We start from the raw sequence: 25,902 nt of genomic DNA on the forward strand, positions 1-25,902 counted from the left end.
TTCCCCTCGGGTTACGTGGGTAGAGTAGAGGCCTGAACATCGCCGGATTGCCCTGGATACGGAGAACTCATTGTCAGCTTGGCTCGAACTTGGACCGGACAACTACGTCTTGGAAACCGAGGGATCTTTACTCAACACCGGGCTGGTGGTGGGCTCTGAGCTCGCCATGGTCATTGACACCGGTTGCGGCCCGCGCCAAGGCCGGGAGATCCTCGTGGCAGTCCGCGAAAAGACGCAGTTGCCGCTGGTGGTCGTTAACACCCATGCTCACTACGACCACTTCTTCGGAAACGCTGTGTTCGCTGACGACGGCGTGACAGAGTTCTGGGCGCATGCCAACTGCGCTGCAGCAATAGAACGCGACGCCGACAACCAGCGCCGTTTCGTGGCCACCAACGAACCGGAGATGGCCGCGGGGGAGGGCGACGCCGTCGACATCGTTGTCCCGAACGCCCTGGTCCACGATCAGCCAGTGCTGGTGGACCTCGGCGGGATCACCGCCACGCTCTTCTACTTGGGCCGCGCACACACCGATGGGGACCTCTTGGTGGGCACCAACTCGACACTCTACGTGGGCGACCTCGTCGAGCAGGGCGCGCACCCGTCCTTCGAGGATTCGTACCCGGAGGAATGGGCGGATGCCCTCAGGCACATCTCGGCTCTTCGTCATCGCTACGAATTCCTTGTCCCGGGCCACGGTAAACCGGCCAGCGACGAGTTCGTGAAAACCATGGCCGACACCATGGGCACGGCGGTCCGCCAGGCAACACAATCCATCCGGGACATGCCTTCCGACGCCACGAAGGCAATCCCGGTCCTGCCCTATGGCCCGGAGCAATCCCGCTGGTTCATCAAGCGGCTTCAGGAGACCCACGCCCAGCGCTGACGGCCAGGCCGAGGCTCCCAGAGGGCGCAGACGCCCCGTCGGAAGGGCCGGATCACGGCCGTTGCCGTAGGAAGGTACCTTATAAACTTGACGTCTTGTTGGTCCTAACCATGGACTAACGGGTTATCCCAGTCCTAGGATGAAGGCGACCATTCGGTTCGCGACTACCTGGGGGTGTCGAGATGAGGGTTTCACGCGTTCTTCCGCGTGCTACCAGCATTCTCCGCTCTGTCATGATCGCTGGAGCCGGCGCCGCACTCTCGATGACACTCTCCGCAACAGCTGCCAGCGCAGACACGGGAGCATCGGACAACCATTCCCTTCTTGGCGGAGTAACGTCCGCTGCCTCCTCGGCTGCGAAAGCAGCCGCGCCGCAGGCGTCCGCTCCCACTGTCAGCATCCCGGTGCCGAACGTACCGCTACCGGCTCCCGTCAAGTCGATCCTTCCGGCCAAGCCCATGACGGTCCCGGTTCTTGCGGTAACGCCAGTCGTGCAGCACATCGGGGCGTCCACCGATTCAGTACTTTCTACCGTGCCTGTCATCGGTCACATCCTCCCCGCTGACAGCATCGGAACTGTTGTGGACGGGGTAGCGGCACCAGGTACTGGAGTCATCGACCACAGTGTGGCAGTGGTGGTCCCGCCGGTAAACGATGTCCTGGAACCCGTTGGGCTGGACCCCGTGACCGACGTGGCCACCCCGATCATCCAACCGATCGTTGACATCGTCGACGCCGTCCCGCCGCCGATCGCAGTTACCGTTCCGCCGGTTCTGCCAGCCGTTCCTCCTGTCACCGTGCCAGGCATCACCGTTCCTCCTGCCGCTGGCGGCGACGTTCCAGTACTCCCCGCAACACCGAGCGATGGCACCCTCCCGGGTTCCGGCGTCGTGGGTTCGCCAGTCGTCGTGGGTTCGCCAGACGCTGCGCCTTCGAACGCAACGGTGGACCAAGCGCCAGACCCACTCGGGGTGACCATTCCCGGCTTGGCGACTGATGGCTCACCCTTGTTCATGCCCTCCCGTAGCGCGGGTTCCGCCGGGATCACCGCGGTGGTAGGTGGCGCCCCGCCAGCCAACCACCCAGCGACTCCATCGGATCTGCCGGCCGACCCCGAAGCGGTACCTGTTGGCGTCACGGGCGCCGGTTCAGGGAACTCCCAAAACGGACCGCCAAGCCCCGCCGCAGCCTTCCTGCACGGAGCACATATCATCCCCGCAGACGCACTTCCCGGCCTGTGTACGGCCAGCAATGAACAACATCCAAAGCCGGTTTCCTTTGATCCCGGCTCAACTCCTGACTAGGTCCCCAGCCCGGCCGCGCGCCTACCGGCGGCAGACGGTTATTCGGGCGATCCGCAATCGGACGTCTCTGGGAACAAGACCTTCAGGAGAAGATCACAATGAACACGACCATTCGCAAGTGCTTAATCGGCACATGCTTTGCCGGGGGCATTATCGTCCTCAGCGCGACTGCGGCCAGCGCCGCAGATTCCACCAGCGGAAAGGACGGACTCCTTTCCGGCTCGCAAGTGGTGGCACCCGTGACCGCGCCGGTCAGCCTTGGCGCAACGTCTCTGGGACTCTTGGGCGATTCGGCAGCAAGCACTTCAACTCCGGCTCCTGCCTCACCCGCCGGAGCTTCGCCGGCTGCCAGCACCAACGGTTCCAACAGCATCGGATCAGGCACGCAAGTAGTCGCGCCGGTTACGGTGCCCATAAACCTGGGCTCGTCGTCAGTGGGTCTGCTGGGGGGTTCCACTGCGACGGGCCCAGCCTCGTCCGCCGCCCCGGCAGCACAAACAAGCTCGACGCCGGCAGCCGGCACCAGTGGGTCCGACGGCATCGCTTCTGGAACCCAACTGGTTGCCCCGGTGACGGTACCCGTCACTGTGGGATCGACGTCGGCGGGTCTATTGGGGGACTCATCGGCCGTCAACACAGCTCCAGCAGCATCAACTCCTGCGCCAGCGGCAGCACCAGCGCCTGCGCAGGCAACAACGTCGGGGGGAGAGAGTATCGCGTCCGGCGCTCAGGTAGTGGCTCCGATTTTTGTCCCTGTTAACATCGGAGCCACTGCCGCGGGTGTGGCTGGGGATTCAACGGCCACGTCCGGCGCACCCGCAAATACCGGCGCTGTTCCTGCAGCCCCGGCATCGGGTGCTACCACTAGTGGTTCGGACGGTATTGCTTCCGGTACGCAGGTGGTCGCTCCGATTGCGGCGCCCATCAGTGTTGGTTCCACGTCTGCTGGTGTGCTGGGTGACTCCTCGGCCACGAACGGGGGATCGGCTTCCAATGGGACTGCTCCCGGAAGTTCTTCAGGGGGCTCCACTAGTGGTTCGGACGGTATTGCTTCCGGTACGCAGGTGGTTGCTCCGATTGCGGTGCCCATCAGTGTTGGTTCCACGTCTGCTGGTCTGCTGGGTGACTCCTCGGCCACGAACAGCGGCGCCACCGGAGGACCTGTTGGCACCGGTACGACGCCCGGTAGCAGCACTTCCGGCAGCGACGGAATACTCTCCGGAACGCAGCTGGTCATCCCCGTTACGGCTCCTGTAACCGTCGGATCAACGTCTGTTGGCATCGGCGGCGAATCTGTTGGCACGGTGAATCCGCCGGTGGTGAATCCTCCGGTGGTGAACCCGCCCGTGGTGAATCCTCCGGTTGTGAACCCGCCCGTGGTGAATCCTCCGGTTGTGAATCCTCCGGTTGTGAACCCGCCGGTTGTGAACCCGCCGACTGGCGGCGGACTTGATGCTGGCGGAGCGACTACCAATAACGCTCCCGTCACGGGCATCACAACTACTGGCACCAACACCCGAACGGGCACCGCAGCAGCCGCTGGCGCCGCCCAAGGTGCGCTGACCGGAGGAGCCCCGGCCGCCGTCGGAAGCTCCGCCGCCCTGGCCAGCACCGGACTGAACGGCAGGTTCGTTCTCTGGGCAGGTGCCATGTTCCTTATGGGGCTGGTTCTGGCCGCAGCGGGACGCCGCAAGGCAGCCACCAACCGCCGGTGACGGCTATGCAGTAACCAAGTCCCACAAGCAGTTGTTGCGGTTTCGGTCGCCGGAACCGCAACAACTGCGGGCCGATCGGGGTTGCGGTCATAGGATGAAAGGGATGACCAGCACCCAAACGGACAAAAACTTCAGCCTTCGCAGCGTCGCTTTACCGGCCTTCGGGCCCGCGTTGCTGTTCTGTATCGGCGAAGGGGCGGTGCTGCCGGTCATTGCGCTCTCGGCGCGTGACCTCGGTGCTTCCGTGGCGGTATCGGCTTTGATCGTGACGTTGATCGGCGTGGGTTCCTGGCTCTTCAACATCCCGGCTTCCATCATCACCATGAAGTTCGGCGAACGATGGGCGATCGTTGGCGCCGGCGCCGCCGGTGCGATTGCCCTCGGGGCGTCTGCGTTCGCGCCGCAGATGGAGCACGGAATCTGGCTGTTGGCTGCCTCCATGACTCTCGTGGGCATGTCGGCCAGCGTGTTCAACCTTGCCCGCCAGAAGTTCCTCACCGAAGCTGTTCCGGTCATGTTCAGGGCACGTGCCCTGTCCACACTGGGCGGTGTTACGAGGATCGGTATCTTCATCGGGCCGTTTATCGGCGCCGGCGTCATGCAGTTTGCCGGAATCAGCGGGGCGTACTGGGTTGGGTTCGTGGGCATGATGGCAGCGGCCGCCCTGTCTCTCACCATCCCGGATTTGGTCGCCCCGGAAACGTCCGACGGCGGCACACGCCCTCCGGCGTCGACGCTGAAGAGCGTTGCCGTATCCCACGCCGGAGTCTTCCTGACCGTCGGGTTCGGGATCATGCTCCTGAGCGCCCTGCGTGCATCCCGTCAGGTGGTCATTCCGTTGTGGGCGGACAACCTGGGCCTCGATGCTACGCACGCTTCCTTGCTCTTCGGTTTGTCCGGTGCGATCGACATGCTGGTGTTCTACCCGGCCGGGAAGCTCATGGACCGGAAGGGCCGGCAATGGGTGGCGATACCCTCGACCGTGATCATGGGGACGGCCTTGATCCTCATTCCGTTCACGGCCGGATTCGTCCCCTTGCTGCTGGTCGCGTTGCTGATTGGCTTTGGAAACGGCATCAGCTCAGGGCTCATCATGACGCTGGGGGCCGACTTCTCACCGGACAACGGGAGGAGCCACTTCCTCGGCATCTGGCGCTTCATCGCTGATTCCGGGGCCACAGGCGGGCCAGTGCTGCTGTCCGGACTGACGGCTGCGATTTCGCTGTCCGCGGGTATCTGGGCCACTGGCGTACTGGGCTTCGCAGCGGCAGTGGTGTTCGCCGTCGCAATTCCGCGGCTGAAGCACCGGCGTAACTACTGACTGCACTAAGCAGCCTGACACGGTTCGAGGCTCAGGCCGAGCCGCGGCTAGACTACCGTGGTGCTAGAAAACCAAGCTGCTGAAACACCACAGTCATCCACGTTCGCCGATCTGCGGAGGTTCTTGTCTGCTGATGAGGTCCCTGCAGGGTTGATTGAAATTCAGCACGAAGGCTTGCCTCTGGAGATTCTGAATGTTCCGGCGGACTCGGACACCACCCTGGTCTGTTTCCACGGAGCCGCCGAAAAGGACGTCCGACTGCCGTGGTTCCTGGGGCAGGGCGTAACTGCCGGGCTACCCGTCAACCGCATCTTCATCTCTGATCCCAGCCTTCGTAAATCGACGGAGTTTAATATTGGCTGGTACGCAGGGTCCAAGGAGCAACCGGACCTGCAGGAGACGCTGACAGATGTTATCCGGCGCATCGTCAGGTCGACCAGCGGCTATAACGTCATCTTCTTTGGAAGCTCTGCAGGCGGATATGCCAGCCTTGCATTGTCGAGATTCTTCCCGACGTCCCTCGCGTTTGCCGTTAATCCCCAGACCTCGATTTCCAGGTTCTACCCGGGTGCCGTTGAACGCTACATGACGTACGCGTGGGAAATGCCAGGGAAAGAGATGGCCGAGCTGCCGGCCAGTGTTGCCCATGATTTGGTGCCCGCGTACTCCGCTGGTTTTGGCCACACGGTGGCTTTGGTCCAGAACGCCAAGGACTGGTTCCACATTCAGAACCACCAACTGCCCTTCATCGATGCGGTGGGAGACTCCGAGAACCTCTACATGGTGATGGATCGATGGGGACCGGATACTGGTGACGGACATACCCCGCCGCCCAAAGAGCTATTGCGCGAGTGCTTCGAACAGCTGGCGATTTGCCATGGTGATTGGCCGGCAGGACTCGCGGCGAGCGGTTTTCAAGCGCAGACGACCCGCCAGGATGTGAAGCGCCGGGTGACGGAAACGGCACCGGCTTCGGCTGGCTGAAGCTGAACGGCGCCCTTTCCAACCGTAATAGGGTGCATTTCCGAGCCAGCAGCTCCCGGCTCTCAGGAAATTCGCAGGAAACTCCAAAGTCTGGCTAAACTCATGCTGGCCGTAGACTCGCGGCCATTTTCCGCGCTCTTGGGGGCGTTTTAGCAGAGGGCGCTGTCTATGCAGAACCGACGGAGAGCCAGCGTGCGCTCTCGAGTATTCCTTGTGGGCGTTATCGCGATAGTTGGAGCTGGCCTGCCGGCGCTTCCGGCTGCGGCAGATGACGTACCCGCACCGCCGGCACCGAGTGCTGCAGCTCGTGCCATGCCAACGGATTCAGCCGACGTTCCCACCGACCAGTTCATTGTGAAGTTCAAGGAGCGGGCCGGTATTCAATCGGCGGACCGGCAATCCACTTTTGACCAGGCTGCGAGTGTTGCCGGCGTGCCGGTGGAAAGCGTGCGCACTACAGCTTCCGGCGAAGAGGTACTAAAGACCGACCGGAAACTCGGGGCTGAAGAGGCCGGCGAGCTTGTTACTGCCCTGGCTGCGGACCCTGGCGTGGAGTACGTCGAGCCAGACACGATCATGCGGCCGTTTGCTGCCCCGCCCAACGATTCGTACTACGACGTACAGTGGCCGCATCGCGCCATCGGTGTCTTGGAGGCCTGGGACATCAGCCGCGGCCAAGGAAGCGTTGTGGCCGTGGTTGATACGGGGATCGTTGCCCATTCCGACTTGGATGCCAACATTCTGCCGGGCTACGACATGATCAGCGACGCAGCTGACGCCCGCGATGGCAATGGCCGGGACCCGAACCCGCAGGACAAAGGCGACGCAAGCGCGGCTGGCCAGTGCGGTGTTGGAAAACCAGCCGAGACCTCGTCGTGGCATGGAACCCACGTCGCGGGCACTATCGCAGCGGTGGCCGGCAACGCGAAGGGCGTAGCCGGCGTGGCTCCGAAAGCCAAGGTTGTTCCTGTGAGGGCTTTGGGCGTTTGTGGCGGATACTCTTCTGACATTGCGGACGCTGTGATTTGGGCTGCGGGAGGTGCCGTGGCCGGTGTTCCCGCAAACGCGAATCCCGCCAAGGTCATTAATCTGAGCCTAGGCGGACGAGCCGCCTGCTCAACCACTTATCAGAAGGCGATTGACGCGGCCCGTGGTCGCGGGGCAGCTGTTGTTGTCGCTTCAGGCAATGAGGGGATCGATGCGACTCAAATCAGCCCAGCGAACTGCCGTGGCGTCATTGCCGTAGGAGCAAGTACGCAGGGCGAGGCCAAGGCCTACTACTCAAACTTCGGCTCCGTTATCGACATTTCGGCGCCAGGTGGCGACATGAGGAATGCCCCGCTTGAGGGAGTGCTCTCCACGTCAAACAATGGCTTGGATAGCCCAACAACTGAGGGCTACTACCTCATGCAAGGTACTTCCATGGCGGCACCGCATGTTGCTGCAACCGCGGCCTTGATGTTCGCTAACCGTCCCTCCATCACTCCTGATGAAGTGGAAGAGCGACTGAAGGCAACAGCGAAGCCTATGTACTCTTGCTCTTCGGGCTGCGGCGCAGGGCTGTTGGATGCGGCGGCCGTCGTCTTGGATGTGTCCCTGACCGATGCCCCGATTATTCCGGCGACGCCGAGGATCGGCGGCGATTACCAAATGGTCGGCTCTTCCCTCTACGTGAACATGGAGAACTGGAGTCCCAAGTTCCGCGTTGACCTTGCTTATCAGTGGAACCGCAACGGGGTTGCGATCCCGGATGCGACAGGCCTTTGGTATTACTTGACGGTTGATGACGTGGGCGCCACTATTACCGTTACCGTGACGGGGACTAAGGCGAACACCCCATCGGTTGCTGTGACGTCAGCGCCAACACTACCCATCCCGCTTGCCAGTTTGGGAGGAGACTATCCCTCCATCAAGGGGCAAGCTTACGTAGGCAGTACGGTGACGGTAGATCCAGGGGAGTGGGGTCCCGCGCCCGTAGATCTTACGTATCAATGGAGCCGTTCCGGCACCCTGATTCCCAATGCAACCAAGGTTTCGTACACACCTGTCAAAGCCGATGAAGGCAAAGTGCTTACGGTGGCCGTCACTGGAACCAAGCCCAAGTATCAGACTCTTGTCCGTACCACCGAGCACATCCACGTAGTGGTTTACCCTGCGAACAAGGTAGTCACCCCCGCTCCCGTAGTGTTCAATGACGGCCCCTATATGGCTGGAGACACTTACACCGTCCCAGCGGCGGCAGGGGTCGAATATCTCCTGTGGACTGGCGGCACTGTCATACCGGGATCCCACGTATCCAGGGGGTCAATCAAAATTTGGGCGAGGGCGAAGCCAGGTTTCTTGATTCTGGATGGTTCGACAACCGAGTGGGCTACGTCTTTCAGCACCAAAGGCCCCGATTTCACTCCGCCCTCCAAATCGCCGTTTAAGGACGTCCTGACCAGCCAACAGTTCTACAAGGAAATGTCCTGGCTGGCAGACCGGAAGATCTCCACTGGCTGGGTGGAAGCGGACAAGTCCGTTACTTACCGACCACTGACACCCATCAACCGCGACGCGATGGCGGCATTCCTATACCGTATGGCCGGGTCGCCGGAATTCACGCCGCCCGCAAAGTCGCCTTTCAAAGATGTCTCATCGGCGCAGCAATTTTACAAAGAGATGGCATGGTTGGCTCAAACGGGTATCTCCTCAGGCTGGACCGAGTCCGACGGATCAAAGACGTACCGGCCCATGACTCCAATTAATCGGGACGCCATGGCTGCGTTCCTTTACCGGCTTGCCGGGTCGCCCAGCTATCCCTTCCGCGAGTCATCGCCTTTTCAGGATGTAGACACGCGCCAGCAGTTCTACTACGAGATGGCCTGGATGTACGAACAGCAGATCTCAAAGGGCTGGTTGGAAGCCAACGGATCGTACACGTACCGTCCGTTCGCTCCCATCAACCGTGATGCCATGGCCGCCTTCCTATACCGCATGCCGTAGCGCGAACAAGCAATATCAACCGGGGCCGGTTGCAGAGTTTTTCTGCGACCGGCCCTTCGCGTTGCTGCACCGAAAGCGCGACTCACAGGCAATTCGCAGGAACCTCAACTCTCTGGCTAGACTCAATCTGGCTGCGCTTCGCGGCCACTTTTCAGCGCTCTTTTGGGGGGCGTTTTAGCAGAGGGCGACTGTATATGCGTAAGCAGCGGCGATCCGTTATGGGTTCTCGTTTGATCCTTTTGAGTGTCATGGCAATGGTGGGAGCAGCTTTGCCTGCCCTCCCTGCAGCGGCAGTGGACAATGTTCCGGCGCCGCCAACTCCGAGTGCTGCGCCTTTGCCGGTGTCCACGAATACGGTAGCGACTCCCACCGATCAGTTCATTGTGAAGTTCAAGGACCGGGCGGGAATCCAGGCGGTAGATCCCCAAAAATCCTTCAGCGAGGCCGCTGAGGCTATTGGTGTTCCGGTTGAAATTGTCCGGACCACGGCTGCCGGCGAAGAAGTGGTCAAAACAGACAGGAAGCTCGGCGCGGACCAAGCTACCGCCTTGGTTGCCACGTTGGCCGCTGATCCGAGCGTCGAATACGCCGAGCCGGACGCTATCATGCAGCCGCTGGCTGTTGCTCCCAACGACACCTACTACAGCCTTCAATGGGGCCTTGGCAGCGGGGCCGGCGGCATCAATGTCCTGGGCGCCTGGGACGTGAGCCAAGGCGAAGGAAGCGTCGTTGCCGTTGTTGACAGTGGCATCCTTGGGCACACGGATCTGGATGCCAACGTCCTGCCGGGCTACGACATGATCAACGACCTTGCGACGTCCCGCGATGGCGATCTCCGCGATCCCAACCCCCGCGACGAAGGCGACGCCACCTACGACGGCCAGTGCGCTGCGGGTAAAGCGGGTGCACGCTCCTCATGGCACGGCACGCACGTGGCAGGAATCATCGCTGCTGTGGCGGGCAATGGAAAAGGTGTAGCCGGTGTGGCTCCCAAGGCCAAGATAGTGCCAATCCGGGCCCTCGGTACTTGCGGTGGCTACACCTCGGACATCGCAGATGGCATCAGGTGGGCAGCCGGCGGAACCGTGACGGGCGTCCCGGCCAACGCCAACCCGGCCCGCGTGATCAACCTCAGTGTAGGTGGACGCGCCGCGTGCTCCGCTACGTACCAGAACGCCGTGAACTTCGCTCGCGGCCAAGGCGCAGTGGTTGTGGTCGCGGCCGGCAATGAGAACATCGACGCTTCCCTCATCAGCCCTGCGAACTGCAGCAATGTCATCACTGTTGGTGCCAGCACGAAGGACAACAGCAAGGCCTACTACTCCAACTCTGGTGAGAATGTAGACGTCACCGCTCCCGGTGGAGACATGACCAAGAACGCCGTTGACGGAATCGTCTCCACACTCAACAACGGCGCGGACACTGCAACCACCGAGGACTACTACCTCAAGTCGGGTACCTCGATGGCCGCACCGCACGTTGCAGCCGTGGCTGCGATGATGCTGTCCAAACTTCCCGCTCTGACTCCAGCCGACGTGGAACAGCGCCTCAAGTCCAACGCACGGGCCCTGGCAAGCTGCACAGGCGGCTGCGGCGCAGGCCTGGTGGATGCCAACGCCACCCTGAAGCAGCTCGCAGCTGACGCGGCTCCGATTGTTGCGGGCACGCCGACGATCACCGGTGAGGCCGCCGTCGGCAAGACACTGACCGTTGATAACGGGACGTGGAACAACGTCGAGTCTGCAGAGTGGACCTACCAGTGGAACCGATGGGGCGTTCCAGTTGCCGGAGCAACCGACTCCAGCTACACCCTGGTGGCGGATGACCACCAAGCTGCCATGACGGTGACTGTCACGGCTACCAAGAAGTACGTTCCGGCGGTCTCTGCGACTTCTGAACCTACCGCGCAAGTTGGGCAAGGAACCCTGACGGGCAGCGTTCCCGTTATTGTCGGCTCGGCTTATGTGGGGAGCACCCTGACCATTGACCCGGGTTCCTGGGAACCTGCGCCAGTGGAATTCATGTATGCATGGACGCGTAACGACCCAGGTACCACGGGCCACCACCTCTCGAGCCTCCCCAGCTACACGGTGACCAGCGAGGACGTGGGCAAGACCATCACGGCCGAGTTGATCGGCATGAAGACCCCATATTTCCTTTTGCAAATGCTGAGCAAGCCAACACCGGCTGTAGTTCCCGCAGACAAAGCCGTCTCCCCTGAGTCCGTGGTCTTCACCGAGGCTCCGTACATGGCTGATGATACGTACACAGTTCCTGAGTCAGAGACCGTGGACTATCAGGTTGACGGCAAAACCGTCGACGCCGGAACCCACCGCGCCCGCGGACAGGTTAAGGTAACCGCACAAGCCAAGGACGGGTATGCACTGCTCAACGCTGCAACCACTCAATGGTCTGCCTACTTCAGCAGCAAGGGTCCGGACTTCACCGCCCCCACGGTGTCCCCGTTCAAGGATGTGCTGACTAGCCAGCAGTTCTACACGGAGATGTCCTGGTTGGCAGACCGGAAGATCTCAACGGGTTGGATCGAGGCAGACAAGTCGGTCACCTACCGTCCCCTGACGCCGATCAACCGTGATGCCATGGCCGCCTTCCTCTACCGTATGGCGGGCTCACCCGACTACACGCCGCCGTCCCAGTCGCCGTTCAAGGATGTGCTCACCACCCAGCAGTTCTACAAGGAGATGTCCTGGCTGGCTGAGACCGGCATCTCGTCTGGATGGACAGAATCTGATAGCTCACGGACGTACCGGCCGCTGACGCCGATAAACCGTGACGCCATGGCTGCCTTCCTGTACCGTCTGGCGAACAAGCCTGATTACGTGGCTCCGGTAACGTCGCCATTCCGGGACGTTGACCCGCAGCAGCAGTTCTACAAAGAGATGGCATGGATGGCCGAGAAGGGCATTTCATCAGGCTGGATGATCTCTGACACGGACCGGATCTACCAACCACTCTCACCCATCAACCGTGACGCCATGGCAGCTTTCCTCTACCGCATGCCGTAGGGGCGCGAGGCATCACGACTCTTTTTGAACTAACAACGGCCGCCCAACAACCTCATGAGGTTGTTCGGCGGCCGTTCGTTTTCAATGAACGTCAGGAAGCCACGGACCCCTTTGCGATTAACCGGGGCGTCTTCCACGTCCGGTCCGGAACTTTGCCGGTCACCAAGGCCACGGCGATTACCAACAGCACCAGCCCCCACGTCGCATTGGTGGCATCCAACGCCGTCCTCATCACCACGAAGGGCGGAATGACGGCCAGGATGGTCCCCGCAGCGATACGCCACATCGCGGGTCGTGAAGCACCCTGCGCCAGCGCGGTGCCGGCGAGTTCCAACCGGACCAGCGGCATGGAGACCAGCAGCACCAGCGCCCAGGCCGCCACGTAGAAGACCGGCCGGCTCAACCACCACTGCGTGCTCGCCGGTTCAGGGAACGGAAGCCCGAGTACCAGGGCGATCCCGAACATGGCGATGATCAGCGGCAAGTGCCAAAGGTAGATAGTCATCGAACGGCTGCCGACCACGAACATCACCTTCTGGACCCAGCCCAGCTGTACGCACCTCTGCAGGAAAGGATAGGCAGCCTTGACCAGCAGCACGTGGGCCAAGCCCACCAGGATCAACGGGAACATGGGCGGGTTCTGGCTGGTCAGCATATCCACGGGGTAGGGGCCTGCGTCCGTCAACGGAACCATAGCCAGGTAGCAGGCACCGGCAGCGAGAACCAGCTTCCAGCCTGCAAACCTGTCAAAAAAGCCGTCTGCGTAGAAGAACCCCAGCTGCTGCAGCAGCCCCCACACGAACACCATGTTCAGCAGTCCGACTGGATTCGAGTCGAAGCCCCAGGGATTGTGCTCCAAGCCCAGGCGAAGGACATCGACGACGACGGCGCCCGCCGCCAGCGCGGCGACGGTCCTGTAGGGTGCCAACTCGTGGAATTTCGCCATGGTGGGCACCATGGCCTGGCAGATCAAATACGCGGCCAGGAACCACAGCTGAACTCCGGCGCCGGCAGCGATAACGGTGAGCAAATCACCTGGGACGCCCGCCGCCGTCGCACTCCACAGCGCCACGGTGAGGAACGCATACAAGGCAACGGTGGGACGGACCAAGCGCAGGACGCGGTTGCGGAGGTAGTCGCCGGCGTCTCCGCCCCTGCGCTGGAGGCTCCGCCATGAGGTGAGCGAAGCAAAGCCGCCCACCACAAAGAAGAGCGGCATGACCTGTCCGAACCAGGTGCCTTGAGCGAACCAGCTCAGGGACGTCAACGGATTGCCTACACCAATCCCGGACCGGTCCACGCTGATGCCCATCATGAGCAGGTGCACAGCCACCACGGCAAACATGCAGGCTACGCGAATGAAATCAACCACCAAGTCACGGGACGCGGAGATGCCTGCGGGAGCGGGCGCAGTGCCGGAGCGGCGCCGCAGGCTCGGGGTAGGCGTGGAAGACATGGTGACTCCTAGGACCTTGAACGATTATTCCAACGAATGGATTAATCGTAGGGCAAGGATTCCCAAGATGCCATGGGGAGGGCTATCCGGGGATTGCGGTGCGCCGGCGGTCACGTTGTAACGCCGCACCCGTTTGCGCCGACCGCACCCGTAACCGCTGGTGCGCGTGGCGCGATGGGGTGCGCCGTCGTCGAACGTGTGGTGCGCGTGGCGCGATGGGGTGCGCCGTCGTCGAACGTGTGGTGCGCGGGGCGCGATGGGGTGCGCCGTCGTCGAACGTGTGGTGCGCCGGCGGTCACCCGTTAGGCCGCACCCGTTTGCGCCGTCCGCGCCCGTAATCGCTGGTGCGCGTGGCGCGATGGGGTGCGCCGTCGTCGAACGTGTGGTGCGCGGGGCGCGATGGGGTGCGCCGTCGTCGAACGTGTGGTGCGCGTGGCGCGAAGGGGTGCGCCGCCGTCGAACGTGTGGTGCGCCGGGCGTCACCCGTTAGCGCCGCACCCGTTTGCGCCGACCGCACCCGTAACTGCTGGTGCGCGGGGCGCGAAGGGGTGCGCCGCCGTCGAGCGGTTTTGTGTCGTGAACGGGGGCTAGTGCCGTCGGGCGGCCAGGCCGAAGAGCCAGGTGCCCCCGAGGGCGGAAAGATAACCGGCGATCACGATGAAGGCTGTTCCTGCCCAGAAGTAGTCGATGGTGCTGTCGGTGCTCAATCCAGGCATGACCTGGAGCAGCGAGTAGGCGGCCACGGCAACCGCAATGACCAAGGCCGCAACGGTTAGCCAGACCCATAGGCGGGAGGCGGCCCAATGCTCGCCGTATCCCTTCCAGACGTTCCAGCTGCTGCCCGTGCGGAGGATGAGCCATCCGGCCGGGAGCATGATGGCGCCCACCACGAGGAAAGCTGCGACGACGTCGGCGGGACGATGCCATTGGTTGATCAGCGTGGAGACGCCGGTTGCTACGGCGAAACTGCTGCCCAGGAAGCCGGCGAGTGGACGCCAGCGCGGAGAAACCATCAGGAACACCGCGGCTGCGGCGGAGGCAGCCAGTGTTGTGTGCCCGGAGGGGAGTGAGTTCAGTTCCAGGGTCTGCACGCCGCGATCCGGCCGGTCCGGGATGAGGAATTTGAGAACCTGGGTGGCCAGGTTGGCGGCGATGCAGGCAACTACGGCGATTCCGGCGGCGGTCCAGCGGCGGCGGGCGACAGTCACGAAGAGCACCATGATGGCGGCGATGGCCAAGGAAAGCATGGGCAGCATATCCAGGAACTCGGTGGATGCCCTGCCAGCTGTTCCTCCCAGCACTGTGGCCTCCACCAGTGCGGATTCGTCAATGAACTGACCCGCGGTGGTGCGCACGAAGAAGTAGTACGTCGCGGCCAGGCCGACGATGCTGGCGATGGTGGCAAGGCAAAAGAGGAAGCCCGTGCCTGTACCTGCGACGCGCCCTTGACGTGGCCGTTTGCTCGACCTCCCGCTCACGCGGAATTGCTGGGAACTCATTCTCTCTAGACTGCCACAGTTCGCTGAGTGGCTCATGTGGGGCACGCGTCCCGCGGAGGGCGAATGTGAGACGCATGCAACATTCCTGTGACGCTTGACACGTGTTAGGTGACGGGTTTAGGCTTCCTAACACGTGTTAGGGAAGGAAATCTACATGCCGGGAACGAATGGGGCTTTGCGTCAATTCACACGCAGAAGCGCCCTCACAGCCCTCGGTGCCGGGATTGTTGGAGTAACCGCGGCGTCGTGGCCGCGCTTGACCGGGGCCGACATTCCGGGCCGCGGAGACAACAGCCTCAGCATCGCCATCATGGGCACCGCCGCAGACGCCGCAGCCCGCCAGAAGGTCATCGACGCCTTCGCGAAAGTCCAGCCGGGAATCAAGGTCAAAGTCCAGGCGATCCAAGCTGCGGACTGGAAGGACTTCTTCACCAAGATCCTCACCATGGTGGCAGCCGGCACCCCGCCGGACGTCGTCTACGTGGCCACGGAAGGTGCACAGCTCTTCGCGGAGAAACTGGCACATCCTCTGGACGAGTACCTGCGCCGCGACGCCGCGGACATGCAGGAGTACTTCCAGGACGTCCACCCCAGTCTGGTGGAAGCGTTCATGTACAAGGGCAGTCTGTTCCAGCTCCCCATCGACTGGAACGCGGCCAACATGTACTACAACACCGCATCGCTCCGGCAAGCCGGCCTGGAACGTCCGGACGACAACTGGACGCACACGGACTTCCGCAGCACTCTCGCTGCCATGAAGAAGGCCAAACCGCAGGACTTCACGCCCTACTACTGGACCAACCGCCTGTTCGGTGGAGTGGTGCCGTGGCTCTACGCCAACGACACCAGCTTCCTCAAGGAAACAAAGTCCCCGGGCGGCGAATGGCTGTGGGACGGCTTCTACGCCAACGACCCCACACGCAGCCTCCGCTCAGGCGGCTACCAGTGGCTCGAACCCAACGCCGACGATCCCCGGGTCTTCGAATCCTTCGACTACCTCCGCGGACTCGTGAAAGACGGCCTCGGTGTGCGGCCGGAGGAGGGCGGCGGCAACTCGCTGATCGGCCTCTTCGCCTCCAACAGGATCGGTACGACGCCGGCGGGCGGCTATTGGGTGCAAGGCCTCCACGAGGCGGGGATGACGGAAAACGACTTCGATGTCCAGTTCTTCCCCAAGTGGCGGACCCAGCGGCACCAGTTCGGCACCGCCGGCTACGCGATCATGAAGACTGCCAAGGACAAGGACGCCGCCTGGGAATGGGTGAAGTTCAGCTCCAGCCTTGAAGCCATGCAGATCGTGTTCCCCACACCGAACACCACCCCTGCCCGCCGCTCCATGGTGAACGAGCAGCTGTACGCGGGAACCGGTCCACGGAACTGGAAGGTCTTCTACGACACCTTGGACAAGTTCCCCACCACAGGTCCCATTCCGGCACCGCCCCAGCAGGCCGCCGTCGAGACCGCCCTCATGAAAAACGTATCCCTGGCTGTCAGCGGCGACGAGCGCCAACTCAAAGAGGCCCTCAACTCGATGCAGCGCGATCTTGAACTGGCCCTCAGGAGGCAGCCATGAGCACCGCAACCAGTACCTCCACCGGGACGGGCAACGAGCCGGGCCGCAAGCCAGCCCATAAGACCGGCCCGGCGAGCAAGCGTGGCCGAGTGCAGCAACGCTGGCTGCCGTGGGTGTTCCTGGCACCCACCATCGCGGGCATGGGCATCTTCACGCTGTTGCCGATTGTGGCGTCGATCGCGCTCGCCTTCTTCCGCTGGGACATCATCTCGGCGCCGACGTTCGTTGGCTTCGATAACTTCGCCGAGGTAGTCCAGGACCCCACCGTCCGGGTGTCCTTCGTCAACACCATCGTCTTCGTGGTGGTGGCCGTTGCGCTGCAGCTCGGATTGGCGCTGGGCCTGGCGATCATGGTCCAGGAGAAGCTCCCGGCGTGGCTCCGGGTGTTCTTCCGCTCCGCGTTCTTCTTCCCGCTGATCCTGTCCGCGGCATCGGTATCGATCTTCATGCGCTACCTCTTCAACGAGCAATTCGGCGTGGTGAACTGGCTGCTGTCCCTTGTTGGCATCCCTGCTGTCCCTTGGCTGACGACGCCAGGTGGTTCGGCCGCCGTCGTGATTCTTGTCTACGTGTGGCAGAACTTCGGGTTCTCGTTCCTGCTGTTCATTGGCGGGCTCGCCTCGATTCCGGTGGAGACGTACGAGGCCGCGTCGATCGACGGTGCCACGGGTTGGCGCAAGCACTTCTACGTCACCTTGCCGCTGCTGAGCCCCACCACATTGGTGGCCTCGGTCATGGCCATCATCAACGCGCTGCAAGTGTTCGACCAGCCCTATGTCCTGACCCGCGGCGGACCCGGCGACTCGACCCGCACAGCCGTCATGGTCATCTTCGAGTCCGCGTTCCAGCGCCTCGAATTCGGTCAGGCCTCGGCGATCGGCGTGATCCTGACGCTCATCATCATGGCCATCACGGCCGCGCAGTTCCGGCTCAGCAAACGATTCGTCTTCTACCAGTAAGGCCCGCCATGACCATCATTTCAGAACGTGTTGAAACCACGGCGCCTGCAGTCACGCGGAAGAAGCGGGACTGGTCAGTGGCCATTCGCATCGTCCTCCTGCTGATCGCCTCCGTCTTCGTCCTGGGTCCGGTGTTGTGGACGCTGTCCACGTCGCTGCGGCCGCCGTCGGAATCGTTCAAGCTGCCGCCCTCTTTCCTGCCGCTGAACCCGGACCTTGCGTCCTACACCCAAGTGTTCAAGCAGCTCGACATCGTGGCGCTGGTGGTGAACAGTGCCTTGGTGACCGGCCTGATTGCCGTGGGGCAGATGCTCACCGCGGCATTGGCGGGGTACGCCTTCGCCAACTTGAAGTTCCGCGGGCGCGGGGCCCTGTTCTCGATCGTGCTGGCCACCATGATGGTGCCCGCGCAGGTCACGATCGTTCCCGTCTTCATGCTGATCCGCGGCGTCGGTCTCTCGGACACCCTGCTGGCCCTGATCCTTCCGGCCATCCCGACGGCGTTCGGCACCTTCCTGATGCGCCAGTACTTCATGGGGTTGCCGGGTGAGCTCGCTGAAGCGGCAGCGATCGACGGCGCCTCGCCGTGGCGGACCTTCCGCTCCGTGTACGCGCCGCTGGCCATGCCGGGCCTGGCGATCGTGGGCATCCTGGCGTTCAACTTCCACTGGAACGAGTTCTTCAGGCCGCTCATCATGACCATCTCGGAGCAGAACTTCACCCTGCCCCTGGGCTTGGTCTCGCTTCAAGGCAACCTTGGCACGGGAAGCATTTCCGTGGTGCTCGCCGGCGTGGTGCTCTCCATGATTCCCGCGCTGGTGGTGTTCATGTTCGGCCAGCGTGCGCTGCAGGACGGACTCACCGCCGGCACGGGCAAGTAATTTCTCTCTTCTCTTTGAAAGGGTTCCTTATGACGGACCTCGCACTTGTTGACTCCCTGCTGTCTGCTTCGACGCACCCGGACCCCGCGTTCCCGCGCTTTCATCCGCGTCCGGCACAGGGCTGGATCAACGATCCCAACGGCATCAGCTACATCAACGGCCGGTACCACGTGTTCTTCCAATACAACCCGGATTCTGCCCGGCACAGCCAGATCCAATGGGGGCACGTAAGCTCCCCGGACCTGGTCCGCTGGGAAGAGCACCCCGTCGCGCTTTCGCCCCAGCCGGGCGGGCCCGACTCCGCTGGCTGCTGGACTGGTGTGGTGACCTCCGATGGTGGTGTGCCGACCGCCGCCTACTCCGGTGTTCGCGATCACGGTGGGCACTCGCAGGTGGTCATCGCCCGCGGTTCCGGTGATTTGGTGACATGGGCACAGGACGGACACGTTGCCGCTTCCATGCCGGACGACCCTTTCGTGACGGCCGTGCGCGACCCCTTTATCTTCCGTTTCAACGGTGCTCGATATGCCATGCAGGGCGCTGGTCTGGCTGACGGACGCGCTGCATTGCTGCTCTACACAGTGGAGGACATGAACGACTGGAAGTACCAAGGGATCTGGCTGACCACGGCTGATCCCGTGGCCGCGGTCCATACGCCGGCCGAGATTTGGGAGTGCCCGCAGTTGGTGCAGGTTCCGTCTGATTCCTCCGATGCGTGGGTCATGATGTTCTCGCTCTGGCTCACCGAAGACCAGCACGAGCACATCAACGGTGTGGGGCACCTGGTTGGTTCCCTGACCGAGGATCCCGCAACAGGCCTGCCCGTCTTCACGCCTCAGTCCGGCGGGAAGTCGGACCTCGGCCGCGATTTCTACGCCCCGCAGATCGTGCAGCTTTCTTCAGGAACCTCGCCGGATTCTTCGCCTGCGGCGCTCTTGTGGGGCTGGGCCAACGAAGGTCCCGGACGCGACGGCCGCCGTGGTCGCACCCAGGCGAAAATCGACGACGCCGGGTGGGCAGGTGTGCTGACCCACCCTCGCGTTTTGTCGGTGGTTGACGGAGCGCTGGCCGTCTCTCCCGCGCCGGAGGTGGATGCGTACCGGGGCCCAATGATCGCTGCGGGTGCGACAGGGGCCGTAGTTCTGCCGGGGTTCGCCGAGGTGCTGGTTGGTGGTGGCGTTGGTTCCGATCCCGTGGAGCTGGTGCTCGGATCCGGGGCCGAGGCACAGGTGGTCTACTCGGGCCCGTTGGCTGCCGGCGAGGAACTCCGGATCTTCCTGGATGCCTCGCTGGTGGAGGTCTACCGTTCCGGTGCAGTGGCCACGACGCTCCGGGCCTACCCGGCTCCGGGGGAGGAATGGCAGCTCACTGTGCCCGCTGGCGCAACTGCCGACGTGTGGGAGTTGACCCGTCCCGCTTAGGCGGCAGGCCGGCGTCGTGCTGTAAATGCTGGCTTCGAACGTTGAGAACCCGCTATTCCGTTGCCGGGCAGCGACGGAATAGCGGGTTCATCACGTCAAAGGCCTAACGGGTGGGCGCGGGGCCGGTTGATTCGCGGACCACAAGGCGGCAGGGGACCATCGTCTCGACGGTGGTCTCTGCCTCCGCGGTGTTCCCCTCGATGCTGTCCAGCAAAGTGGTCATGGCGGCGCGGCCGATCTCCCGCAACGGCAGCGCCATGGTGGTGAGCGCGGGGACCATGGTGTCTGCGATGCGGGTTTCGTCGTCGTAGCCCATCACGGAGAGGTCCGCGGGGATGCTTAGGCCCAGGCGCCCGGCAGCGAGGGCTACGCCGATGGCCAGGCGGTCGTTCGCGCACATGATGGCTGTGGGCCGGTTGGCCGGGGACACGTCATCGAGCAGTTTCATCGCGCCGTGGAAACCAGCATCGATGTCCCAACCGGCCATGAAGATCCTGTCTTCCCGGGCTTCGAAGCCAGCGGCCACGTGCGCCTCGCGGTACCCCTGAACGCGCAGGGGAGCGGCGGGCGATTCGGCCGCGCCGGCCAGCAGGGCGATGTCCTCGTGACCGAGTTGCAGCAAGTGCTCGGTGGCTTCCCGGCCCCCCTTGACCTCGTCCGGGATGACGTGATGGAGCTGTGGCTCGGGGTGCTCGTCGTAGCAATTGGCCAGGATAGACGGGACCCGCAGCATCCCCTGTGGCACCTCGAAGGGTTTCAGGCCTACGGTCACGTACATGAGCCCGTCGACCTGTCGGTCCAGGAGAGTCTCGATGGCGCTCGCATCCCTGGCGGTGTCACGTTCGGTGTCCATGACCACGGTGACAAAACCGCGGCTGCGGGCGACGTCGTCGGCACCTCCGATGATGTTGCCGTCAAAAGGGCTCACCACAACCTCGTCTGAAAGGATGCCGATGATCCGGGATCGCTGGTTACGGAGGCTGAGCGCGATCGCATTGGGCGAGTAGTTGAGCTCCTGGGCAGCGAGGCGGATCCGATCCTGGCTCTCCTTGGCCACATTGCCGTCTCCGCGGCCGTTAAGCACCAGCGAGACCGCGCTCCTGGAAACCCCCGCCCTCTTGGCGACGTCCAGTGCTGTGGCCTTGCGGTTCATGGGCGGGAGTCCTTCCGTGGTTCGTTGTCTGCAGTCTACCTAACGCGTGTGAGGTTTTGCCGTGGGCTAGGTTGAGACCGAATATCCGAACTGGGAGTACATGGACTGCATCAGGTTGGATGTCCAGATGCCTGCCACCACGATGTTGAGGACGAAGACGGCAATGAGCACCCATATGGGCCACAGCCCTCGGTTCAGAGCCACCTTTCGCACTATCACCGAGCGTCCGATTGTGTAAACGGTTGCGCCGAGGAACGCCCAGGCCCAGTGGAAGGGACGCACGACGCCGGACCTCAGCAGCCGTTGTCGATCCAGGAACGCGAACAATACTGTCAGGCCATAGACCACGAAGCTGGAGATCTGAACCAGGAAGTACATCGGTGTGTAGATCGACAGGGGATCGATGGTGGTAACGCCCTGCCGCGTAGTAATGGTCCGGAATTCCGGGTGCCAGGCAAACAGGAAAACGACGCCGAGCAGCGCCATCAGGACGATGGCCCAAATGAAAGGGTTGTACACCGGCGTCTGGGCACTGATCAACGTACGTGGCATCACCATTTGGTAGGGCTGGTACTGCCCGTGGTACTGGACCGAAGGTGGCCCCTGGTGCGCTGTCCACGCAACGCCGTCCCACCAACGCACCAAGCGCGGATCCGAAGGGTCCGGATACCAGCCGGGAGGCGGCGTCGAACCGGGCAATGCTTGTGTCATATTTCCCCCACAATTGAGTCGTGATTCAGAGGATAGCGCGGTTGCGGCCTCTCGGTTGCCAGGTGACCCTCCCCTTAGCTGCTGTGGCGGTGTAAGGATGGAACATGAACTTCTTCGACGACGTTCCCGAGCCGCTCCCGCGGCCCCGCCAACCGCAGCCGGTCCGGCCCGGATGGTCCGGTCCGCCGTCGGATGAACTGCCCGGCGTAGTGCACATCGGCGGTTTCCTTTACAGCAGTCCCAACGCGGTGCTGGCACTGAAACTGGTGGAGGTCTACTCCACGGGATGCCTGCTGGACCTGGTTTGGACCCTTCGGCGGGGCGACGAATCGGACCGGGAATGGCGGGACGTCATGGACCAAGGGTTCAACCACCCCGCGTCCCGCATGGCCGGAGACAACGGTCTCATGGTGGGAGTTGCCTATCCGGACGGGCGCAAAGCAATCGCATCCCACCCCGATCCCGCCATGTTCGAAGACGTCACGGGGCCCGTCCTTGCGGTGCTCGGAGGCGGTGGCGGCAGCGGCAACGACCACATGGTGCAGTCCTCCGCCCGGTACTGGTTGTGGCCTTTGCCGGTAGAAGCCGACACCCGGCTCGTCGCTCAATGGGAGGCGCTCGGCATGCCAGAGAGCTCGCTGGTTGTATCAGGCGAGCGGCTCGGAGATGCCTTGGGGAACATTCGGACCTACTGGTCGGAGTAGTTCTCCACATAGCCGGATTTGGCTGCCATGGGCCCGATAAGCCGCCGGTACAGTGGCAATATGCCTGCCAGCCTTCCCTCACTCGATGAACTTCTGGATTCCGCCTACGTAGTTTCGCTGCCCATGCGCGTCAAGTTCCGCGGCATCATGGTGCGCGAAACACTGCTCCTACGGGGACCGCTGGGCTGGGGTGAGTTCTGTCCCTTCCCGGAGTACGACGATCACGAGTCCTCCCGGTGGCTGGCGGCAGCCGTTGAAGCGGGATGGGTCGGCTTCCCTGCGGCGCTTCGGGACAAGATCCCAGTGAACGCAACGGTCCCAGCAGTCCCAGCCAAACGTGTCCCGGACGTGCTGGCGCAATTCGGGAGGGTAGACGCCGTCAAAATAAAGGTTGCCGAGCGCGGCCAAGGCCTTGACCAGGATGTCGCTCGTGTATCCGCCGTGCGTGATGTCCTCCCTGACGCCGCACTACGGGTAGATGCCAACGGGGGATGGGACGTCAACCAAGCAGTGGAGGCGCTCGGCAGGCTCCACACCTCGGGGCTGGAATACGCCGAGCAGCCTGTTCCAACCATCGACGGCCTGGCTGAGGTCCGCCGCCGGCTCGCCGCCGCCGGAACCCCGGTCCTGATCGCGGCCGATGAGAGTGTGCGGAAAGAAGAGGACCCCCTTCGCGTGGCAAGGGCCGGCGCCGCAGATCTCATCGTGGTCAAGGTCGCTCCGCTCGGGGGAGTCCGGCGGGCCCTGGACATCGTTGCCCAAGCCGGCCTGCCCGCCGTCGTCAGCTCCGCACTCGATACCTCCGTAGGTATCCGTGCCGGACTCGCGCTCGCAGCCGCCCTTCCTTCGCTGCCCTACGCCTGCGGTCTGGGTACTGTTTCGCTCTTCGCCTCAGACGTCACACTGGACCCGCTTGTGGCCGACGACGGCGCAATCAGCCTGCGCCAAGCCGTTCCCGATCCGGGGCTGCTGGAGGAATACGCGGCAACGGGGGAACGCCGCGATTGGTGGTTGGACCGCCTCCGCCGGGTGCATTCCGTCCTGGCCTCGAACCAGCACGGTTTGTTCACCGGGTCTTAACCAGAGCGACCTCTCAGATTCGGATTCCGCTGAAAGGCTCAGCGGGAACCTCGTACACACTCTGGAAGGTCCCCCCATGTCTGAAACCACCGGACGCACGTTCCCGCTGCTGCCCATGCTCGGCCACACCAAAGGCAAGCGCAGCGCCGTCACCTGTGCCCTGAAGTGCGATAACGCCTGCGCTGGCGACGTCTGCAACACCAGTTCCAACGGCTACTTCCGCGATATCGCCTCCACAGCGATGTCCCGCCGCGCCGCCCTGGGTCTGGGTGCCGCCGGTGCGCTCGCCGTCGTTCTTGGTGGAGCGGTGACGGGTACGGAAACTGCCGTGGCTGATGCCGGCAACGGCTTGTCGGACGCCGCGAAGAAGGGCTTCGACAAGTCCAAGCTCAAGTTCACTGCCATAAAGCCCGTGGACGCTGCGGTGGACGCCTTCACTGTGCCGGAAGGATTCGACTGGAAGCCGATCATCCGCTGGGGCGACCCCCTGTTCGCGGACTCACCGGCGTTCGACCTCAACGCGCAGACGGCCGCAGCGCAAGCACGGCAGTTCGGTTACAACAACGACTACACGGACATCCTGCCTGTCCCCGGCGCCAAGGACCGACGTGCCGTGTTGTTCACCAACCACGAATACACCAACGAGAACATCATGCTGCCGGCTGGCTTCGACGCCGCCGAGGCACGTGCAATCGGCCGTGCCGGGCATGGCCTCGCAGTGGTGGAACTTGAGCGCAAGAACAAGAACAAGCCCTGGAGCTACGTCAAGGGCGCACCGCTCAACCGCCGCTTCCTCACGGACACGGTCTACGAACTGACGGGTCCCGCGGTTGGAACCAACCTGGTCAAGACCATCGACGACCCCGCAGGTCGCTGGATCAAGGGAACCCTGGGTAACTGCTCCGGCGGCACCACCCCGTGGGGCACCATCCTCTCCGGTGAAGAGAACTTCAACGGCTACTTCGCCACACCCGGCACCAGCGACGCCGACAAGCGCTATGGTCTTGCCGCGAAGGCCACAACGCGTCAGTGGGAACTCGACGAGCAACGCTTCGATACCCGCAACTCCGGGTACGCCAACGAGACCAACCGCTTCGGCTGGATCGTGGAAGTCGACCCCTTCGATCCCACCTCCACTCCGAAGAAGCACTCTGCGATGGGTCGCTTCAAGCACGAGGGCGCCAACGTCATCGTTGCCCGGGATGGCCGGGTAGTGGCCTACATGGGCGACGACGAGCGCTTCGACTACCTCTACAAGTTTGTCTCCAAGGGAAAGTACAAGGCCGGTGACTCCGCCTCAGCGCGGCGCAACAACATGGCTCTCCTCTCTGAAGGCGACCTCTACGTTGCCAAGTTCACGGGGGATTCGCCGGTGGCCGAGATCGATGGCACGGGCAAGGTACCCGCCGACGGCTCCTTCGACGGCAAGGGCGAATGGCTGCCCTTGGTTGTAGACGGAAAGTCCAAGGTGCCCGGCATGTCCGTGCCTGAGGTCCTTGTCTACACACGCCTGGCCGCGGACAAGGTTGGCCCCACCAAGATGGACCGCTGCGAGGATGTCCAGCCGAATCCGCTCACCGGCAAGGTCTATGTGGCCTGCACCAACAACTCGGACCGCGGCAAGCCCGGCAAGGAAGGTGCCACCGAGGTCAACCCGCGTGCGCTGAACCGTGACGGACACATCGTGGAGATCACCGAAGGCAGGGACCAGACGGGAACACAATTCAACTGGACGCTCCTGCTGGTGGCTGGGGATCCTGCCAAGAACACTTCGACGTACTTCTCCGGCTTCCCCGCAGACAAGGTCTCGCCGATTTCCTGCCCGGACAACGTGGCCTTCGACTCAGTGGGAAACCTGTGGATCTCCACCGACGGCGCACCGTCAACCATTGGCTACGCCGACGGCCTGTTCAAGGTCACCCTGGACGGCCCGCAGCGCGGCAAGGTGGAGCAATTCCTTGCAGTGCCCCGCGACGCTGAAACCTGCGGGCCGGTGATTCACGACGACGAACGCACCGTTTTTGTCGCAGTGCAGCACCCGGGCGAGGAAGGCACGTTCGCGGACCAGCACTCCTTCTTCCCGGACTACGTCGCTGCCGGAGCCACCCCCACCGCGGGTGCGGCACGGGCCCCTCGGCCGTCCATCGTGCAGGTCTTCCGCAAGTAACCCTCTCTCACATACGCGCACTTAACCGCCAACGCTCTCTCACCTGACCCGCCGCGAACGGTGTAGGTGAGAGAGCG

18 protein-coding genes are annotated in these 25,902 nt (G+C 63.0%); 14 read left to right on the top strand and 4 right to left on the bottom strand.

Annotated features, from left to right (window positions below; all coding sequences use genetic code 11):
- Window positions 1-70: 70 nt before the first annotated feature.
- The 7 genes from ACFRJ9_RS11740 to ACFRJ9_RS11770 all read left to right on the top strand — a co-directional run bounded on the left by ACFRJ9_RS11740 (window position 71) and on the right by ACFRJ9_RS11770 (window position 12,221).
- On the top strand, window positions 71-886 hold the full coding sequence (locus tag ACFRJ9_RS11740) for an MBL fold metallo-hydrolase (protein WP_377667825.1): 816 nt from the start codon (window positions 71-73) through the stop codon (window positions 884-886).
- Between the two features lie 233 nt (window positions 887-1,119).
- Window positions 1,120-2,190: a hypothetical protein gene (locus tag ACFRJ9_RS11745; protein ID WP_377667827.1), complete on the top strand. Its 1,071-nt coding sequence runs from the start codon at window positions 1,120-1,122 to the stop codon at window positions 2,188-2,190.
- 98 nt (window positions 2,191-2,288) lie between these two features.
- Window positions 2,289-3,905: a cell wall anchor protein gene (locus ACFRJ9_RS11750; RefSeq protein ID WP_377667830.1), complete on the top strand. Its 1,617-nt coding sequence runs from the start codon at window positions 2,289-2,291 to the stop codon at window positions 3,903-3,905.
- Between the two features lie 103 nt (window positions 3,906-4,008).
- Window positions 4,009-5,226 carry an MFS transporter gene (locus ACFRJ9_RS11755; protein WP_377667833.1) on the top strand — a complete coding sequence of 406 codons (1,218 nt, stop codon included), beginning with the start codon at window positions 4,009-4,011 and terminating at the stop codon, window positions 5,224-5,226.
- A gap of 60 nt (window positions 5,227-5,286) precedes the next feature.
- Window positions 5,287-6,210 carry a hypothetical protein gene (locus ACFRJ9_RS11760; RefSeq protein WP_377667836.1) on the top strand — a complete coding sequence of 308 codons (924 nt, stop codon included), beginning with the start codon at window positions 5,287-5,289 and terminating at the stop codon, window positions 6,208-6,210.
- A gap of 168 nt (window positions 6,211-6,378) precedes the next feature.
- The gene (locus ACFRJ9_RS11765; protein ID WP_377667839.1) at window positions 6,379-9,195 is read left to right on the top strand and encodes a S8 family serine peptidase; all 2,817 of its coding nucleotides are present in this window, start codon (window positions 6,379-6,381) and stop codon (window positions 9,193-9,195) included.
- A gap of 194 nt (window positions 9,196-9,389) precedes the next feature.
- A complete protein-coding gene (locus ACFRJ9_RS11770) occupies window positions 9,390-12,221 on the top strand; it encodes a S8 family serine peptidase (protein ID WP_377667840.1) in 2,832 nt (943 codons plus the stop codon).
- Between the two features lie 91 nt (window positions 12,222-12,312).
- Here the strand turns inward: ACFRJ9_RS11770 and ACFRJ9_RS11775 are convergent, their stop codons facing one another.
- Window positions 12,313-13,677: an acyltransferase gene (locus ACFRJ9_RS11775; protein ID WP_377667842.1), complete on the bottom strand. Its 1,365-nt coding sequence runs from the start codon at window positions 13,675-13,677 to the stop codon at window positions 12,313-12,315.
- A gap of 587 nt (window positions 13,678-14,264) precedes the next feature.
- On the bottom strand, window positions 14,265-15,176 hold the full coding sequence (locus tag ACFRJ9_RS11780) for a phosphatase PAP2 family protein (RefSeq protein WP_377667844.1): 912 nt from the start codon (window positions 15,174-15,176) through the stop codon (window positions 14,265-14,267).
- Window positions 15,177-15,330: 154 nt separating this feature from the next.
- Here ACFRJ9_RS11780 and ACFRJ9_RS11785 point away from each other — a divergent pair, with 154 nt between their 5' ends.
- The 4 genes from ACFRJ9_RS11785 to ACFRJ9_RS11800 are packed head-to-tail and all read left to right on the top strand — an operon-like array spanning window position 15,331 to window position 20,010.
- Window positions 15,331-16,749 (top strand): ABC transporter substrate-binding protein, encoded by a 1,419-nt coding sequence (locus ACFRJ9_RS11785; protein ID WP_377667846.1) that lies wholly within the window; start codon window positions 15,331-15,333, stop codon window positions 16,747-16,749.
- Complete coding sequence (locus tag ACFRJ9_RS11790; protein ID WP_377667850.1) at window positions 16,746-17,708, top strand: carbohydrate ABC transporter permease; 963 nt, start codon at window positions 16,746-16,748, stop codon at window positions 17,706-17,708. Before ACFRJ9_RS11785 ends, ACFRJ9_RS11790 begins: the two co-directional genes overlap by 4 nt.
- A gap of 8 nt (window positions 17,709-17,716) precedes the next feature.
- Window positions 17,717-18,589 (top strand): carbohydrate ABC transporter permease, encoded by an 873-nt coding sequence (locus tag ACFRJ9_RS11795; protein WP_377667852.1) that lies wholly within the window; start codon window positions 17,717-17,719, stop codon window positions 18,587-18,589.
- Between the two features lie 29 nt (window positions 18,590-18,618).
- Window positions 18,619-20,010, top strand: coding sequence for a glycoside hydrolase family 32 protein (locus ACFRJ9_RS11800; RefSeq protein WP_377667854.1), 1,392 nt, complete (start codon window positions 18,619-18,621; stop codon window positions 20,008-20,010).
- Window positions 20,011-20,113: 103 nt separating this feature from the next.
- Here ACFRJ9_RS11800 and ACFRJ9_RS11805 read toward each other — a convergent pair whose 3' ends face one another.
- Together ACFRJ9_RS11805 and ACFRJ9_RS11810 are read right to left on the bottom strand one after the other, a co-directional pair.
- Window positions 20,114-21,163, bottom strand: a complete 1,050-nt coding sequence (locus ACFRJ9_RS11805) for a LacI family DNA-binding transcriptional regulator (RefSeq protein ID WP_377667856.1) — start codon at window positions 21,161-21,163, stop codon at window positions 20,114-20,116.
- A gap of 66 nt (window positions 21,164-21,229) precedes the next feature.
- Entirely contained in the window at window positions 21,230-21,874 is a 645-nt protein-coding gene (locus ACFRJ9_RS11810; protein WP_377667859.1) for a DUF2510 domain-containing protein, read from the bottom strand.
- A 104-nt stretch (window positions 21,875-21,978) separates the two neighbouring features.
- On the opposite strand from ACFRJ9_RS11810, the gene ACFRJ9_RS11815 reads away from it, so the two are divergent.
- The 3 genes from ACFRJ9_RS11815 to ACFRJ9_RS11825 all read left to right on the top strand — a co-directional run bounded on the left by ACFRJ9_RS11815 (window position 21,979) and on the right by ACFRJ9_RS11825 (window position 25,825).
- The gene (locus tag ACFRJ9_RS11815) at window positions 21,979-22,578 is read left to right on the top strand and encodes a hypothetical protein (RefSeq protein WP_377667861.1); all 600 of its coding nucleotides are present in this window, start codon (window positions 21,979-21,981) and stop codon (window positions 22,576-22,578) included.
- 60 nt (window positions 22,579-22,638) lie between these two features.
- Window positions 22,639-23,658: an o-succinylbenzoate synthase gene (locus ACFRJ9_RS11820; protein WP_377667862.1), complete on the top strand. Its 1,020-nt coding sequence runs from the start codon at window positions 22,639-22,641 to the stop codon at window positions 23,656-23,658.
- A 76-nt stretch (window positions 23,659-23,734) separates the two neighbouring features.
- Window positions 23,735-25,825, top strand: a complete 2,091-nt coding sequence (locus tag ACFRJ9_RS11825) for a PhoX family protein (protein WP_377667865.1) — start codon at window positions 23,735-23,737, stop codon at window positions 25,823-25,825.
- Window positions 25,826-25,902: the final 77 nt, after the last annotated feature.

This window comes from Paenarthrobacter sp. NPDC056912 (assembly GCF_042786555.1).
Classification (GTDB): Bacteria; Actinomycetota; Actinomycetes; order Actinomycetales; family Micrococcaceae; genus Arthrobacter.

Coding starts and splice junctions, on each gene's coding strand:
- ACFRJ9_RS11745 (WP_377667827.1), top strand. CDS start 1,120: ATGATCGCTGGAGCCGGCGCCGCACTCTCGATGACACTCTCCGCAACA.
- ACFRJ9_RS11750 (WP_377667830.1), top strand. CDS start 2,289: ATGAACACGACCATTCGCAAGTGCTTAATCGGCACATGCTTTGCCGGG.
- ACFRJ9_RS11755 (WP_377667833.1), top strand. CDS start 4,009: ATGACCAGCACCCAAACGGACAAAAACTTCAGCCTTCGCAGCGTCGCT.
- ACFRJ9_RS11765 (WP_377667839.1), top strand. CDS start 6,379: ATGCAGAACCGACGGAGAGCCAGCGTGCGCTCTCGAGTATTCCTTGTG.
- ACFRJ9_RS11770 (WP_377667840.1), top strand. CDS start 9,390: ATGCGTAAGCAGCGGCGATCCGTTATGGGTTCTCGTTTGATCCTTTTG.
- ACFRJ9_RS11775 (WP_377667842.1), bottom strand. CDS start 13,677: ATGTCTTCCACGCCTACCCCGAGCCTGCGGCGCCGCTCCGGCACTGCG.
- ACFRJ9_RS11780 (WP_377667844.1), bottom strand. CDS start 15,176: ATGAGTTCCCAGCAATTCCGCGTGAGCGGGAGGTCGAGCAAACGGCCA.
- ACFRJ9_RS11785 (WP_377667846.1), top strand. CDS start 15,331: ATGCCGGGAACGAATGGGGCTTTGCGTCAATTCACACGCAGAAGCGCC.
- ACFRJ9_RS11790 (WP_377667850.1), top strand. CDS start 16,746: ATGAGCACCGCAACCAGTACCTCCACCGGGACGGGCAACGAGCCGGGC.
- ACFRJ9_RS11795 (WP_377667852.1), top strand. CDS start 17,717: ATGACCATCATTTCAGAACGTGTTGAAACCACGGCGCCTGCAGTCACG.
- ACFRJ9_RS11800 (WP_377667854.1), top strand. CDS start 18,619: ATGACGGACCTCGCACTTGTTGACTCCCTGCTGTCTGCTTCGACGCAC.
- ACFRJ9_RS11805 (WP_377667856.1), bottom strand. CDS start 21,163: ATGAACCGCAAGGCCACAGCACTGGACGTCGCCAAGAGGGCGGGGGTT.
- ACFRJ9_RS11810 (WP_377667859.1), bottom strand. CDS start 21,874: ATGACACAAGCATTGCCCGGTTCGACGCCGCCTCCCGGCTGGTATCCG.
- ACFRJ9_RS11815 (WP_377667861.1), top strand. CDS start 21,979: ATGAACTTCTTCGACGACGTTCCCGAGCCGCTCCCGCGGCCCCGCCAA.
- ACFRJ9_RS11820 (WP_377667862.1), top strand. CDS start 22,639: ATGCCTGCCAGCCTTCCCTCACTCGATGAACTTCTGGATTCCGCCTAC.
- ACFRJ9_RS11825 (WP_377667865.1), top strand. CDS start 23,735: ATGTCTGAAACCACCGGACGCACGTTCCCGCTGCTGCCCATGCTCGGC.